This window comes from Streptomyces nigra (genome assembly GCF_003074055.1).
Classification (GTDB): domain Bacteria; phylum Actinomycetota; class Actinomycetes; order Streptomycetales; family Streptomycetaceae; genus Streptomyces; species Streptomyces nigra.
Genome location: NZ_CP029043.1, coordinates 1,308,603 through 1,322,720 on the forward strand (window position 1 = coordinate 1,308,603; position 14,118 = coordinate 1,322,720).

Consider the following 14,118-nt stretch of genomic DNA (forward strand, 5'->3'; position numbering starts at 1 on the left):
CTCCCCTCCGGCCGGACACGGCCTAGAGCGGCGTGACGTACGCCCCGGCGATCCCGCCGTCGACCAGGAAGTCGGTGGCGTTGACGAAGGAGGAGTCGTCGCTGGCCAGAAAGGCGACGGCGGCGGCGATCTCCTCGGCCTCGGCGAACCGGCCGACGGGGATGTGCACGAGGCGCCGGGCGGCGCGCTCCGGGTCCTTGGCGAACAGCTCCTGCAGCAGCGGGGTGTTGACCGGTCCGGGGCACAGGGCGTTGACGCGGATGCCGTCCCGGGCGAACTGCACGCCCAGTTCCCGCGACATGGCCAGTACACCGCCCTTGGAGGCCGTGTACGAGATCTGCGAGGTGGCGGCGCCCATCCGTGCCACGAAGGACGCGGTGTTGATGATGGAGCCCTTGCCCTGGCGCCGCATGTACGGGATGGCGGCCTTGCAGCACAGGTAGACGGAGGTGAGGTTGACCTCCTGGACCCGCTTCCACGCCTCCAGGCCGGTCTCCAGGATGGAGTCGTCGTCGGGCGGCGAGATCCCGGCGTTGTTGAAGGCGATGTCGACGCTGCCGTAGGTGTCGTACGCGGTCTTGAACAGCGCCTCGACCTGCTCGGGGTCGGTGACGTCGACCTCGACGTAGATCCCGCCGACCTCCTCGGCGGCGGCCTTGCCGCGCTGTTCGTCGACGTCGCCGCAGACGACGTGCGCGCCTTCGGAGGCGAGCCGGCGGGCGGTGGCGAGGCCGATGCCGCTGCCGGCTCCGGTGATGACGGCCGTACGGCCGGCGAGGCGACGGCACACGATTGCTTCGGTCACTGTGCGGGACCCTCCGTGCTGATGAAGACGTTCTTGGTCTCGGTGAAGGCGCTCAGGGCGTCCGGTCCCAGTTCACGGCCGATGCCGGACTGCTTGAACCCGCCGAACGGGGTCCAGTAGCGGACGCTGGAGTGGGAGTTGACGGACAGGTTGCCGGCGCGGACGGCCTGGGAGACGCGCAGGGCGCGGCCGACGTCGCGGGTCCACAGGGAGCCGGACAGGCCGTAGTCGGTGGCGTTGGCGAGGCGCACGGCGTCCGCCTCGTCGTCGAAGGGCAGGACCACGGCGACGGGTCCGAAGACCTCCTCGACGGCCACCCGTGCCGCCGGGTCGACGCCGGTGAGGACGGTCGGCGGGTACCAGAAGCCGGGCCCCTCGGGCGCCGTGCCGCGGATGCCGGGCGCCTTCGGGTCGACGTAGGAGCGGACCCGGTCGAGCTGGGCGCGGGAGATCAGCGGGCCCATCTGGGTCTGCTCGTCGGCCGGGTCGCCGACCGTCACGGCCTCGATCGCGGGGGCCAGGAGCTCCAGGAAGCGGTCGTGGACGGAGCGCTGGACGAGGATGCGGGTGCGGGCGCAGCAGTCCTGACCGGAGTTGTCGAGGAAGGACAGGGGCGCGGCGGCCGCGGCGGCTTCGAGGTCGGCGTCGGCGAAGACGATGTTGGGGCTCTTGCCGCCGAGTTCGAGGGTGACGCGCTTGAGCTGGGCGGAGCCCTTGGCGAGGATCTGCTTGCCGACGGCGGTGGAGCCGGTGAACACGATCTTCGCGACGCCGGGGTGGGTGACCAGGGCGTCGCCGGTGACCGGGCCGTGGCCGGGCAGGACCTGGAACAGCCCCTCCGGCAGCCCGGCCTCCAGGGCGAGTTCGGCCAGGCGCAGGGCGGTCAGCGGGGTCGTCTCGGCGGGCTTGAGCAGGACCGCGTTGCCGGCCGCGAGCGCGGGGGCGGTGCCCCAGGCGGCGATCGGCATGGGGAAGTTCCAGGGGGCGATGACGGCGACGACACCGAGCGGTTCGTGGATCGTCACGTTCAGGCCGCCGGCGACCGGGATCTGCCGGCCGGTGAGCCGCTCCACTCCCCCGGCCGCGTACTCGAGCAGATCGCGGACGTTGCCCGCCTCCCAGCGGGCGTTGCCGAGGGTGTGCCCGGCCTCGCGGACCTCCAGTCGGGCGAGTTCCTCGAGGTGGTCGTCGACGGTGACGGCGAACCGGCGCAGCAGGCGGGCGCGTTCGCCGGGGGCGAGGGCGGACCATCGGGCCTGCGCCTTCGTGGCGCGTACGACGGCCGCGTCCACGTCTGCCGCGCTCGCGGCCGGGACGGTGGCGACGACCTCTTCGGTGGCCGGGTTCAGTACCTGGAGCTGGTCTGATGCCTGGAGCCGGTCTGATGCCTGGAGCTGGTCGGACAAGAAGGGCCTCACATGCGTTCGAAGGAGCGGCGCAGCTCCCAGTCGGTCACCGCGGCGTCGAACGCGTCGAGTTCGCCGCGCGCCATGTTGCGGTAGTGGGCGACGACCTCGTCGCCGAAGGCGGCCTTGGCGATCGGGCTGTTCTCCCAGAGTTCGGCGGCCTCGCGCAGCGTGGTGGGGACGTGCTCGTAGTCGGCGGTGTAGGCGTTCCCGGGGCAGGGCTCGGGCAGTTCGAGCTTGTGCTCGATGCCGTACAGGCCGGCGGCGACGAGTCCGGCGACGGCGAGGTGCGGGTTGACGTCGCCGCCGGGGAGCCGGTTCTCGAAGCGCAGGGAGCGGCCGTGGCCGACGACGCGCAGGGCGCAGGTGCGGTTGTCGCGGCCCCAGGCGACGGCGGTCGGCGCGAAGGAGCCGGGCGCGAACCGCTTGTAGGAGTTGATGTTGGGCGCGTACAGCAGGGAGAAGTCGCGCAGGGCGGCGAGCTGGCCGGCCAGGAAGTGCCGCATGACCTCAGACATGCCGTCGGGTCCGGCCATCACGCTGTCGCCGCCGGTGTCGGTGAGCGAGAGGTGGATGTGGCAGGAGTTGCCCTCGCGCTCGTTGTACTTGGCCATGAAGGTGATGGAGACGCCCTCCTGGGCGGCGATCTCCTTGGCGCCGGTCTTGTAGACGGCGTGCTGGTCGCAGGTGACGAGGGCCTCGTCGTAGCGGAACACGATCTCGTGCTGGCCGGGGTTGCACTCGCCCTTGGCGGACTCGACGGTGAGCCCGGCGGCCGCCATCTCGTTGCGGATGCGGCGCAGCAGGGGCTCGATACGGCCGGTGCCCAGCACCGAGTAGTCGATGTTGTACTGGTTCGCCGGGGTGAGGTCCCGGTAGCCGGCGTCCCAGGCCTGCTCGTAGGTGTCCTTGAAGACGATGAACTCCAGCTCGGTGCCGACGTTCGCCGTGTAGCCGAGCTCGGCGAGGCGCTCCAGCTGGCGGCGCAGGATCTGGCGGGGCGCGGCGGCCACGGGTGAGCCGTCCTCCCACGCGAGGTCGGCGATGAGCATCGCGGTGCCGGCGTTCCAGGGGACGCGGCGCAGGGTGCTGAGGTCGGGGTGCATGGCGAAGTCGCCGTAGCCGCGGTCCCAGGAGGACATGGCGTAGCCGTCGACGGTGTTCATCTCGGTGTCGACGGCGAGCAGGTAGTTGCAGCCCTCGGTGCCGTGGTGCAGGACCTCGTCGAGGAAGAAGCGGGCGGCGAACCGCTTGCCCTGGAGCCGGCCTTGCATGTCGGGGAAGGCCAGGACGACAGTGTCGATCTCACCGCCGGCGACGAGGGCGCGCAGCTCCTCGACGCTCAGCGGGGGTGTGCGGTCTGCCACGGGAGAGCCTCCATTCGGCTACTTCGGTCAGCCGGGAGCCATAAGGTATTGCGCAGGACCATTGATTGGGAAGGGGGTCCGGTGACATGTCGCGGACGGACACGGGGCACGGGGCGCCCGGGGCCGCCGACCGGCTGACGTCGGTCCTGCGGCCGGTGCGGGCCGGCAACGGCTTCGAGGAGGCCCTGGAGCAGATCCTCCAGGTGGTCCGGCTGGGCCTGGTGCCGGGCGGGGAGCGGCTGCCGGCGGAGCGGGAGCTGGCGGAGCGGCTGGGGATCAGCCGGGTGACGCTGCGCGAGGTGCTGAAGGTGCTCCAGGACCAGGGCCTGGTCGAGTCGCGGCGCGGCCGGTACGGCGGCACGTTCGTGCTGCCGCGCACCGAGACGCCCGGCGAGGAGGAGCTGCGGCGCCGGCTGAAGGACGTCGACGTGGAGGACGCGCTGCGCTTCCGCGAGGTGCTGGAGGTGGGCGCGGCCGGGCTGTGCGCCGCGCACGGGCTGGACGAACGACAGGCGGACCGGCTGCGCGAGGCGCTGGCGCGCACGCACGACGCGCCGCTGAGCGAGTACCGGCGACTGGACACCCTGCTGCATCTGACGCTGGCCGAGCTGTCCGGCTCCCCCACACTGACCGCGCAGTACGCGGCGGTCCGCGCGAGCGTCAACGACCTGCTGGACTGCATCCCGCTGCTGGTGCGCAACCTGGAGCACTCGCAGCGCCAGCACACCGCGGTGGTGGAGGCCGTGATCGAGGGGAACGCCGATGAGGCGCGGGAGATCATGCGTGAGCACTGCGCGGGCACGGCGGCCCTGCTGCGCGGCTTCCTCGGCTGAGGGGCACCGCCCCTGACGTAACGGAGGACGGACAAGGAGAACCGGCCGGGCGTGACCGGGGGCGGGCGGGGAAGGATTTACGGGCGATTAACGCACGGGTCTTGCCTTGCGGGACGGCGACCGCAAAGGTATGGATCCATTTCATTGCGCCGGAGCCCGGTCGACCCCACCGTGCCCGGAACAGCCCGTGCCCGTCGCCCCGTGGGGAGTCCGCACATGTCCCAGGAATCCACCGACACCCCGTCCGCCGCGGAGGCGGACGACTATCTCAGCCGCAGGGCGCTGCGCCGCGGCAGCGCCGGCTGGGTGCTGCTGACCGGTCTCGGAGTCGCCTATGTCGTCTCCGGTGACTACTCCGGCTGGAACTTCGGCCTGGCGGAGGGCGGCTTCGGCGGCCTGGCGATCGCCATGGTGCTCATGGGCGCGATGTACGCGTGCATGGTGTTCGCGCTCGCCGAGCTGTCCTCGATCCTGCCGACGGCGGGCGGCGGCTACGGCTTCGCCCGCCGCGCGCTCGGCCCGTGGGGCGGCTTCCTCACCGGTACGGCCATCCTCATCGAGTACGTCCTCGCGCCCGCCGCGATCGTCATCTTCATCGGCGACTACGTCGAGTCCCTCGGCCTGTTCGGCCTGGAGTCGGGGTGGCCGCTGTATCTGGTGTGCTTCGCGATCTTCCTCGGCATCCATCTGTGGGGCGTCGGCGAGGCCCTGCGGTTCAGCTTCGTCGTCACCGGTATCGCGGTGGCGGCCCTGATCGTGTTCGCCCTGTCGGCACTGCCCGAGTTCTCCCTCGGTTCGCTGGACGACATCCCCGTGGACACCTCGGCCGCCGGGTCGAGTTCATGGCTGCCGTTCGGTCTGCTCGGGATCTGGGCGGCCTTCCCCTTCGGCATGTGGTTCTTCCTGGGCGTGGAGGGTGTGCCGCTGGCCGCCGAGGAGACGAAGGACCCGGCCCGCACGCTGCCCCGGGCGATCCGCTGGTCGATGGGCGTGCTCGTGGTCCTCGCCGTGGTGACGTTCTTCGCGGCGGCCGGGGCGCGCGGCTCGTCCGCCGTCCAGGACGCGGGCAACCCGCTGGTCGAGGCCCTGCAGCCGGACTGCGAGGCCACCGTGCTGAGCCGGATCGTCAACTACGCCGGTCTGGCCGGGCTGGTGGCGTCCTTCTTCTCCCTGATCTACGCCGGGTCGCGGCAGCTGTTCGCGCTGTCCCGCGCCGGCTATCTGCCCCGGTTCCTGTCCCTGACCAGCCGCCGCAAGGCTCCGTACCTGGGCCTGATCGTGCCCGGCAGCATCGGCTTCCTGCTGGCGGCGGCGTCCGGCAACGGCGCCCGGATGCTGAACATCGCCGTCTTCGGCGCGACGATCTCGTACGCGCTGATGTCCCTGTCGCACATCGTGCTGCGCCGCCGCGAACCGGAGCTGCCGCGGCCGTACCGGACGCCGGGCGGCGTGCTGACCTCCTCGGTGGCGCTGGTGCTGGCGTGCGCGGCGCTGGTGGCGACGTTCCTGGTGGACGTGACGGCGGCGTTCATCGCACTCGCGGTGTACGCGGTGGCCGTGGCCTACTTCGGCCTGTACAGCCGCAAGCATCTGGTGGCGAAGGCGCCGGAGGAGGAGTTCGCGGCGCTGGCGGCGGCCGAGGCAGAGTTGACGCGGGACTGAGGAGCACGGCACAGCGGGAAGGAGCGGTCGTGAGCAGGCCGTTGATCGGGGTCAGCACCTATCTGGAGGCGGGCGCGCGCTGGGGCGTGTGGGAGCTGGAGGCAGCCCTGCTGCCGGTCGGCTACCCGCGCCTGGTGCAGCGGGCGGGCGGCCTGGCCGCGATGCTGCCGCCGGACGACCCGGAGCACGCGGCGGCGGCCGTGGCCCGGCTGGACGGGCTGGTCGTCGCGGGCGGCCCGGACGTCGACCCGGTCCGGTACGGCGCCGAGCGCGACCCGCGCAGCGGGCCGCCGGCGCCGGACCGGGACGTCTGGGAGCTGGCCCTGATCGACGCGGCCCTGGCGGCGGGCGTCCCACTGCTCGGCATCTGCCGGGGCATGCAGCTGCTGAACGTCGCCCGCGGCGGGACGCTCGTCCAGCACCTCGACGGGCACGCGGAGGTCGTCGGCGTCTTCGGCGGCCACCCCGTCAAGCCGGTGCCCGGCACCCTGTACGCCGCCGCGGTCCCGGAGGAGACGACCGTCCCCACCTACCACCACCAGGCCGTCGACCGGCTCGGCGAGGGCCTGATCCCCACGGCCCACGCGGCCGACGGCACGGTGGAGGCGATCGAACTCCCCTCGTCCCCCTGGGTCCTGGGCGTCCAGTGGCACCCGGAAATGGGCGAGGACGTACGCGTGATGCGCGCCCTGGTGCAGGCGGCGGGCGGCTGACGCGCGGGGGCGCGGGCGCCGGCCGGCTGTTCCGCCGCCCGCCCCATCGCCGCGCCGGGTCCGTGGGCGCCGCCCCTCTCCGCGAGCCGACAGCGCTCGGCCGTTCCGCGGGCGGCCCACCGGCCGCACCCACGCGGGACCCGGGCGACCGATCCGGCGACCGCCCCACCGCCGCGCCGGGTCCGTGGGCGCCGCCCATCTCCGCGAGCCGACAGCGCTCGGCCGTTCCGCGGGCGGCCCACCGGCCGCACCCACGCGGGACCCGGGCGACCGATCCGGCGACCGTCCCACCGGGGCGCCCCGTACCCGGCCCCCGGGTGTGCCCGACTGTCCCCGTCGAGCCGGCGGCAAGCGTCCGCCTCACCGCACCCCCGTCTACGGGCCGGGCGCTGATCCAGCCCGGAGCGCTCGAGGGCCGGCCTCGCACCGCAGACCTCCGCTCCACCCGGCGGAGCCCCCCTCACCCCCGCGTCAGCGACAGCAGTTCCCGCGCCGGGCCCACCGGGCGGTGGCCCGTGGGCCAGACCGCGCGGAGGTCGCGGGCCAGGGAGACAGCGGCCAGCGGGATGGCGACCAGGCGGCGCATGGACAGTTCCTCGCCGACGGCGAGTTCGCTGAGGACGGCGGGACCGGCGCCGCTCACGGCGGCCGCCTTCACGGCCGTGGTGGAGGACAGTTCGATCAGCGGCCGGGCCAGTCCGCCCAGTGCCGCGTCCAGGACCTGCCGGGTGCCCGAGCCCTTCTCGCGCAGGATCAGCGGGGTCGCCGCCAGCTCCGTCGCGTCCAGCGGCCGGCGCCGCCGCGACCAGGCGTGCCCCGGCGCGGTCACCACGATCAGGCTGTCGTGGGCGATGACCACGGAGTCCAGCCCGGTCGGCACGGTCAGCCCCTCCACGAACCCCAGGTCCGCCTCGCCGGACAGCAGCCGCTCCGCGACCGCCGCCGAGTTCCCGGCGTGCAGGGACACCGCGGTGTCCGGCCGCTGGGCGCGCAGCGCGAGCAGCCAGCCCGGCAGCAGATACTCCGCGATGGTCATGCTCGCCGCGACCCGCAGCCGTGAGTCCCGCCGCACCCGCAGCGCCTGCGCCCCGGCGTCGAACGCCTCCGCCGCCTCCACGACCCGCCGCGCCCAGTCCGTGACCAGCGCCCCCGCGTCGGTCAGCCGTGAGCCGCGCGGCGACCGGTCCACCAGCGCGACCCCCAACTGGCGTTCCATGGAACGGATCCGGCTGCTCGCCGCCGGCTGGGTGATGCCCAGCTCCCGCGCCGCCCCGCCCAGACTGCCCAGTCGTGCCACCGCCAGCAGCAGCTCCATCGCGCCCAGATCGGGGACGCGGTGCGCCACGGATCCGGCGCGGAACCGCTGCTCCGCCTCCTCGCTCATAAGGTCAGTTTATGTCGCCATAGGAAGGGACTCCCTGGCGGGCGGTCCGCGGCGCCCCGACGCTGAGGTCATGGTCACCGCCGTCCGTCACCTCGGACCCAACTGGTACGCCGCCGTCATGGGCACCGCCGCCGTCGCCACCGCGGGCGCGGCGCTGCCCGTGCCCCGCGTCCCCGGTCTGCGCACCGTCTGCGCGGCCGTCTGGGCGCTGTCGCTGCTGCTGCTCCTCGCCCTGCTCGCGGCTCGCGCGCTGCACTGGACCCACCACCGCGACCAGGCCCGCGCCCATCTCCTCGATCCGGCCGTGGCCCCGTTCTACGGCTGCCTTTCGATGGCCCTGCTCGCCGTCGGCGGCGGTGCCCTCACCCTCGGCCGCGACTGGATCGGCGACGACGCCGCGCTCGCCCTGGACGTCGTCCTGTTCACCGCCGGTACGGCGACCGGGCTGGCGGCGGCCGTGGCCGTCCCGTATCTGATGGCCGTACGGCATCGGGCCCCGGCGGCGCAGGCGACGCCCGTGTGGCTGCTGCCGCTGGTCGCGCCGATGGTGGCGGCGGCCGTCGGCCCGCTCCTCGTGCCGCATCTGCCACCGGGGCAGGCCCGCGCGACGCTGCTGCTGGGCTGTGTGGCGATGTTCGGGCTGAGCCTGCTCGCCACCCTGCTGATGCTGCCGCTGGTGTTCGCCCGGCTGATCACCGGCGGCCCGCTGCCGCTCGCGCTGACGCCGTCGCTGTTCCTGGTGCTGGGCCCGCTCGGGCAGTCCACGACGGCCGTCGGCGCGTTCGCGGACGCCGCCCCGGGCGCGCTGCCCGCCCCGTACGGCGAGAGCCTCGGCGTCCTCGCCGTGCTGTACGGCGTGCCCGTCATGGGGTTCGCCCTGCTGTGGCTGGGGCTGGCCGGTGCGCACGTCGTGCGCGCCCGGCGGCTCGGCATGGGCTTCGCGATGACCTGGTGGGCGTTCACCTTCCCGGTCGGCACCTGTGTCACGGGCGCCGCCGCGCTCGCCCGGCACACCGGGCTGTTCGTCTACGACGGGCTCGCGGTGGCCCTGTACGGCCTGCTGGTGGCCGCCTGGGCCGTCGCCGCCGTGCACACCGTGCGCGGCCTGTTCAGCGGAGCGCTGCTCGCAGCGCCCCGGCCAGCACCCGTGGCGCCTCGGCCAGTGACGGTCCGTACCACGTCAGGTGCCGTCCGCTGACGAGCGCGCACGGCAGCGGGTCGAACGCGTCCGGGCCGTCCCCGGCCGTGAAGCGGTACGGCTCGTCGGGGAGGACGACGACGTCCGGCGCCGCGGCCCGCAGTTCGTCCAGGGGGACGCGCGGATAGCGGTCCGCATGCCCGGCGTACAGATGGTCCACGCCGAGGCGGGCCAGGACGTCCCCGGCGAACGTGTCGCGGCCCAGCACCATCCACGGGCGCCGCCACACCGGCACCACGGCCGTCACCCGGCGCGGGAGCCCGGGCGGGGACGACCAGGCGGCCTCGGCCTCGTCCAGCCACCGCGGCCGGGTCCGCACCCCGCACGCGTCCAGCACCCGCGCCAGCTCACGGAAGGCCGCCGGCACGTCCCGCACCTCGGTCAGCAGGACCTCCACGCCCGCGGCGCGCAGCGCGTCGAGGTCGGCCGCGCGGTTCTCCTCCTCGTTGGCGACGACCAGGTCGGGCCCGAGGGCGGTGATCCGGTCGAGCGCGGGGTTCTTGGTGCCGCCGATCCGGGTGACGTCCAGCCCGTCGGGGTGGGTGCACCAGTCGGTGGCGCCGACCAGGACGCCGGGCGCGGACACGGCGACGGCCTCCGTCAGCGACGGCACCAGGGAAACGACGCGCATCAGGGAGACGACACGCATCAGCGGCCGGGCCGGTCCCGGACCGCCTCGATGTGCTCGGCCACGGCGACGACGACGATCCGGGTCTCCGGCACGGTCGCCCGCCACCGGTGGCGCACCCCGCCGGTCAGATACAGGGTGTCGCCGCGGCCCAGGCGGTAGGCGCGGCCCTCGGCCTCGATCTCCACGGCACCGTCGGCGACGTACATCAACTGGTCGTTGCGGTGCTGCAGTTCACGGCCGGCGTCATGGTCGCCGGTGTACTCGGAGGCGTGCATCTGGTGGTGGCCGCGCACCAGGGACCGGGTCCGCGGCTCGGGCGCCAGATCGGTGGTGTCGGCGCGGACCACGTCGACGCTGCACGCCGGGTCCGCGGCGGCGAGCAGTTCCACCGCGGTGGTGCGCAGCGCGTCGGCGACCTTCTCCAGGGAGCTCTGGCTGGGCCGCGCCCGGTCGTTCTCGACCTGGCTGAGGAAGGGCACGGACAGGCCGCTGCGCTCGGCCACGACGGCGAGCGTCAGGTTCAGGGCGCGGCGGCGCCGGCGCACCGCGGCGCCCACCCGGAGGGGCTGCTCCTTGTGGTCGCCCATCGCCTCGGCTCCCTCCTTCGCTCGCCGGTCCGCCGTCCTCGCGCCGACGGTCCGGCGCACACCTTCTGCTGGGTTCTCTGCACCCTACGCATGTTCGGCAAACCGTTTCATGCGCCCGTCACATCGACGACACATCGGGGGAAGCGCGACCCGCCGGATCGCGCCAGCACCACCGGCCGCGGGAGGCGCCACGGGACCGGGCGGCCCGCCCGGTCCCCGCCCCGCCGCACATGTGCCGCTGCCTTGTTCAATGCGCTGTCCCGCCCCCGTGTTCCCGAGCCCTACGGGACGACGCCCCTGCTCACCGGGGCCGGGCGAGGACGTGTGCCGGGCGCCGAACTCGGCCCGGCGCACCGGCGCTTCGCGCCCACCGGGCCGGCGGAGGACATCGCCCTGCGTGGTTGGCCGGATCCTTTTCGTACGGGTGGCGACGCTCCGGGCACGGAGAACCCCGAGGGGTGGGCCCGCCGTACGGAGGGGAAGAACGTACGGCGTGGCCCACCCCTCGGGGGGCGGCGGTCGGGCCCGTCAGGTCACCCGGCCGCCTGGCTCTTGTGGTCCGATCCGGCGACCGGGGCCCACTTGTCGACGAGGCCGGGGTTGCGGTCCAGCCAGGCGCGCACGGCGTCCTGCTCCTTGCCCTTGCCCGCCTTGGTGATCTCCGACTCCAGGCCGGTGAGCTGCTTCTCCGTCATGGAGAAGTCCTTCAGCCACGCCCCGACCTCGGGGTTGTCCTCGGCGAAGCCCTTGCGGGCGAGGGTGTGCACGTCGTCGCCGGAGCCCCAGGCGCCCTTGGGGTCCTCGAGCTTCTTCAGGTCGTAGTCGCTGTACGCCCAGTGCGGCGACCAGAGCGTGACGACGATGGGCTCCTTTGTGGCGTACGCGCGCTTGAGCTCGGCGAGCATCGCGGGCGTGGAGCCGTCCACGACGTCGTACGAGTCCTCCAGGCCGTACTCCTTGAGGACCTTGTCCTTGAGCAGGCCCATCATCCCGGCGCTCGGCTCGATGCCGACGATCTTGCCCTTGAAGTCGCCGGACTTGTTCTTCAGGTCCGCCAGCGACTTCACGTCCTTCATGTACGAGGGGACGGAGAGCTCCAGCGAGGTGGGGCCGTACCAGGAGCCGAGGTCCTCGAGCTGCTTGCCGTACTTCTTCCAGTACTCGGCGTGGGTGACCGGCAGCCAGGAGTCGGTCTGGAAGTCGAGCTGCCCGGTGGCGAGGCCCGTGTAGAGCGGCCCGGCGGCGTACTGGGTGGTCTCGACGTCGAAGCCGCGCCGCTCCAGCAGTTCCTTCCAGAGGAAAGTGGAGGCGATGCCCTCGTCCCACGGGATGTAGCCGAGCTTGAGCTTCTTGCCCTCGCCGATGTTCGTGGCGGATGCCTCGGCGGTGCCGGAGGACGGGCCGAAGACGCCCATGCCGCCCGCGACCAGGGCCAGCACGGCGACACCGGCGACGGCGACGACCGGGCGCGGCCGGTGGTTCCACACCTTGGGGGCGCCGGCCGCGCGGGCCTTGGCGGCGCTGCGGCGGCCGAGCGGGGAGATGTGCGTGCCGAGCGCACCGGTGATGCGGTCCAGGTAGATGGCGAGGACGACGATGCCGACGCCCGCCTCGAAGCCGAAGCCGATGTCGAGCTGGCCGATGGCCTCGTTGACCGCGCCGCCGAGGCCGCCGGTGCCGACCATGCCGGCGATGACGACCATCGACAGACTCAGCATGATGACCTGGTTGATGCCCGCCATGATCGTGGGCAGGGCCAGCGGCAGCTGGACGCGCAGCAGGGTGTCGCGGGGTGTGGTGCCGAACGCCTCGGCGGCCTCCACCAGCTCGCCGTCGACCTGCCGGATGCCCAGCTCGGTCATGCGGACGCCGGGAGCGAGCGCGAAGATCAGGGTGGCGATGACACCGGCGGCGGTGCCCAGCCCGAAGAACAGGATGGCCGGGATGAGCAGCACCATCGACGGCATCGTCTGAAGCAGGTCCAGGACGGGCCGCAGCACCGCGCTGACCGTCCTGGACCGGGCCGCCCAGATGCCCAGCGGGACCGAGATCACCAGGGCGATGAGGGTCGCGACCAGGACCAGGGCGAGCGTGGACATCGCCCGGTCCCACAGGTCGAGCGAGTCGATCAGGGCGAACCCGCCGAACGCGAGGACGCCCGCGACCAGGCTGCGCAGCCACCACGCCAGCACGGCGAGGATGCCCGCGAGGAGCAGGGGCTCGGGTGCGGTCAGGACGGTGTTCACACCGTCGTACATGCCTTCCACGACGGCCTTGACGGCGTCGAAGAGCCAGCCCATGTGGGCGACGAGCCAGTCGACTCCGGAGTCGACCCAGTCGCCGAGACGCAGCCTAGGCACGGGCGGTCACCTTCCCCTCGGGGTTGTCGCAGGGCGAGGGATCGGCGCTCTCGTCCCCGAGGAAGCCGAGGAGCCGGCGGCGCGGTACGACGCCGACGACCCGGCCGGCCTCGTCCACGACCGAGACGCGGTGCGTCAGCCGGGTGCTGATCGCGCAGAGCTCGGCGAATGTCGTGTCGGGGGTCGCGGTCTCGCACGCGCAGAGCGGGGCGTCCACGGTGACGCCGGTGTCCATGAGCGCGCTCGCGGTGAGCACGCGGGAGCGGTCGACGTCCTGGATGAAGGAGGCGACGTAGTCGTTCGCGGGGCGCAGCAGGATGTCCTCGGCGGTGCCGGTCTGGACGATGCGTCCGTCGCGCATGACGGCGATGCGGTCGCCGAGCCGCATGGCCTCGTTGAGGTCGTGCGTGATGAAGACGATCGTCTTCTTCAGGGTCTTCTGCAGCTGGAGCAGCTGGTCCTGCATGTCCCGGCGGATCAGTGGGTCGAGCGCGCTGAACGACTCGTCCATGAGGAGCAGGTCGGCGTCGGTGGCGAGGGCGCGGGCGAGGCCCACGCGCTGCTGCATGCCGCCGGACAGCTCGTCGGGCCAGGACTTCTCCCAGCCGCCCAGGCCGCACAGCTCGAGGGCCTCGGCGGCGCGTCTCTCCCGTTCGGCCCGGGGTACCCCCTGCACGGCCAGGCCGTAGGCGGCGTTCTCCAGGACGCTGCGGTGCGGGAAGAGAGCGAAGTGCTGGAACACCATGCTGATCTTGCGGGCACGGACGTCGCGCAGCTCGCGGTCGCCGAGCGCGGTCAGGTCCTGCCCGTCGAAGCGGACGTGCCCCGCGGTCGGCTCCAGCAGGCCGTTCAGCATGCGCAGCAAGGTGGACTTGCCGGAGCCGGACAGGCCCATGACGACGAAGATCTGGCCGGGTTCGACCGTGAAGGAGGCGTCGATCACGGCGGCGGTGGTGCCGTCGGCGCGCAGTTCCTCCCGGTCGGCTCCCTGGCGGAGCCGTTCGACAGCCTGGTCCGGTCGTCTGCCGAACACCTTGTACAGATGGTCGGCCTCAAGCCTGGATGACACGCTTACCTCTTGTCTCGGCGGCAGATGAACGGAGCGACCTGCGCAACAGTTGCGCAGTGAGCACCCCGGGGCCGCCCCTGCCCTGCTTTCCCGACCACAAACG

General features: G+C 73.1%; 12 protein-coding genes. 4 read left to right on the plus strand and 8 right to left on the minus strand.

What is annotated here, in order from left to right:
- Window positions 1-22: 22 nt before the first annotated feature.
- From DC008_RS06080 to DC008_RS06090, 3 genes are read right to left on the minus strand one after another with little or no spacing between them, the layout of a single operon-like run.
- Window positions 23-805, minus strand: coding sequence for a 3-oxoacyl-ACP reductase (locus DC008_RS06080; protein WP_108706048.1), 783 nt, complete (start codon window positions 803-805; stop codon window positions 23-25).
- A complete protein-coding gene (locus tag DC008_RS06085; protein WP_108706049.1) occupies window positions 802-2,211 on the minus strand; it encodes an aldehyde dehydrogenase family protein in 1,410 nt (469 codons plus the stop codon). Before DC008_RS06085 ends, DC008_RS06080 begins: the two co-directional genes overlap by 4 nt.
- Before the next feature lie 8 nt (window positions 2,212-2,219).
- Window positions 2,220-3,578: a glutamine synthetase family protein gene (locus DC008_RS06090; protein WP_108706050.1), complete on the minus strand. Its 1,359-nt coding sequence runs from the start codon at window positions 3,576-3,578 to the stop codon at window positions 2,220-2,222.
- A gap of 86 nt (window positions 3,579-3,664) precedes the next feature.
- Here DC008_RS06090 and DC008_RS06095 point away from each other — a divergent pair, with 86 nt between their 5' ends.
- The 3 genes from DC008_RS06095 (at window position 3,665) to DC008_RS06105 (ending at window position 6,786) form a co-directional block, all read left to right on the plus strand.
- Window positions 3,665-4,411 (plus strand): FadR/GntR family transcriptional regulator, encoded by a 747-nt coding sequence (locus tag DC008_RS06095; RefSeq protein ID WP_108706051.1) that lies wholly within the window; start codon window positions 3,665-3,667, stop codon window positions 4,409-4,411.
- Window positions 4,412-4,627: 216 nt separating this feature from the next.
- Window positions 4,628-6,073 (plus strand): ethanolamine permease, encoded by a 1,446-nt coding sequence (gene eat / locus DC008_RS06100; protein ID WP_108706052.1) that lies wholly within the window; start codon window positions 4,628-4,630, stop codon window positions 6,071-6,073.
- A gap of 41 nt (window positions 6,074-6,114) precedes the next feature.
- Window positions 6,115-6,786, plus strand: a complete 672-nt coding sequence (locus DC008_RS06105; protein WP_208646101.1) for a gamma-glutamyl-gamma-aminobutyrate hydrolase family protein — start codon at window positions 6,115-6,117, stop codon at window positions 6,784-6,786.
- A 460-nt stretch (window positions 6,787-7,246) separates the two neighbouring features.
- Here the strand turns inward: DC008_RS06105 and DC008_RS06110 are convergent, their stop codons facing one another.
- Window positions 7,247-8,170, minus strand: a complete 924-nt coding sequence (locus DC008_RS06110; protein ID WP_108706053.1) for a LysR family transcriptional regulator — start codon at window positions 8,168-8,170, stop codon at window positions 7,247-7,249.
- 70 nt (window positions 8,171-8,240) lie between these two features.
- Between DC008_RS06110 and DC008_RS06115 the strand changes: the two genes are divergently transcribed.
- The gene (locus tag DC008_RS06115; RefSeq protein ID WP_108706054.1) at window positions 8,241-9,368 is read left to right on the plus strand and encodes a TDT family transporter; all 1,128 of its coding nucleotides are present in this window, start codon (window positions 8,241-8,243) and stop codon (window positions 9,366-9,368) included.
- On the opposite strand, the gene DC008_RS06120 is transcribed toward DC008_RS06115, so the two are convergent.
- The 4 genes from DC008_RS06120 to DC008_RS06135 all read right to left on the minus strand — a co-directional run bounded on the left by DC008_RS06120 (window position 9,280) and on the right by DC008_RS06135 (window position 14,015).
- Complete coding sequence (locus DC008_RS06120) at window positions 9,280-9,999, minus strand: helical backbone metal receptor (protein WP_108710584.1); 720 nt, start codon at window positions 9,997-9,999, stop codon at window positions 9,280-9,282. The genes DC008_RS06115 and DC008_RS06120 overlap by 89 nt on opposite strands.
- 17 nt (window positions 10,000-10,016) lie before the next feature.
- The gene (locus DC008_RS06125; RefSeq protein ID WP_055622902.1) at window positions 10,017-10,586 is read right to left on the minus strand and encodes a helix-turn-helix domain-containing protein; all 570 of its coding nucleotides are present in this window, start codon (window positions 10,584-10,586) and stop codon (window positions 10,017-10,019) included.
- Between the two features lie 533 nt (window positions 10,587-11,119).
- Complete coding sequence (locus DC008_RS06130) at window positions 11,120-12,946, minus strand: ABC transporter permease/substrate binding protein (RefSeq protein WP_108706055.1); 1,827 nt, start codon at window positions 12,944-12,946, stop codon at window positions 11,120-11,122.
- Window positions 12,939-14,015, minus strand: a complete 1,077-nt coding sequence (locus DC008_RS06135; protein WP_108706056.1) for a quaternary amine ABC transporter ATP-binding protein — start codon at window positions 14,013-14,015, stop codon at window positions 12,939-12,941. Before DC008_RS06135 ends, DC008_RS06130 begins: the two co-directional genes overlap by 8 nt.
- Window positions 14,016-14,118 lie beyond the last annotated feature (103 nt).

Bases quoted from the DNA above. Each gene is read 5' to 3' on its own strand.
- DC008_RS06115 (WP_108706054.1), top strand. From the start codon at position 8,241: ATGGTCACCGCCGTCCGTCACCTCGGACCCAACTGGTACGCCGCCGTC.
- eat (WP_108706052.1), top strand. From the start codon at position 4,628: ATGTCCCAGGAATCCACCGACACCCCGTCCGCCGCGGAGGCGGACGAC.
- DC008_RS06120 (WP_108710584.1), bottom strand. From the start codon at position 9,999: ATGCGCGTCGTTTCCCTGGTGCCGTCGCTGACGGAGGCCGTCGCCGTG.
- DC008_RS06125 (WP_055622902.1), bottom strand. From the start codon at position 10,586: ATGGGCGACCACAAGGAGCAGCCCCTCCGGGTGGGCGCCGCGGTGCGC.
- DC008_RS06095 (WP_108706051.1), top strand. From the start codon at position 3,665: ATGTCGCGGACGGACACGGGGCACGGGGCGCCCGGGGCCGCCGACCGG.
- DC008_RS06110 (WP_108706053.1), bottom strand. From the start codon at position 8,170: ATGAGCGAGGAGGCGGAGCAGCGGTTCCGCGCCGGATCCGTGGCGCAC.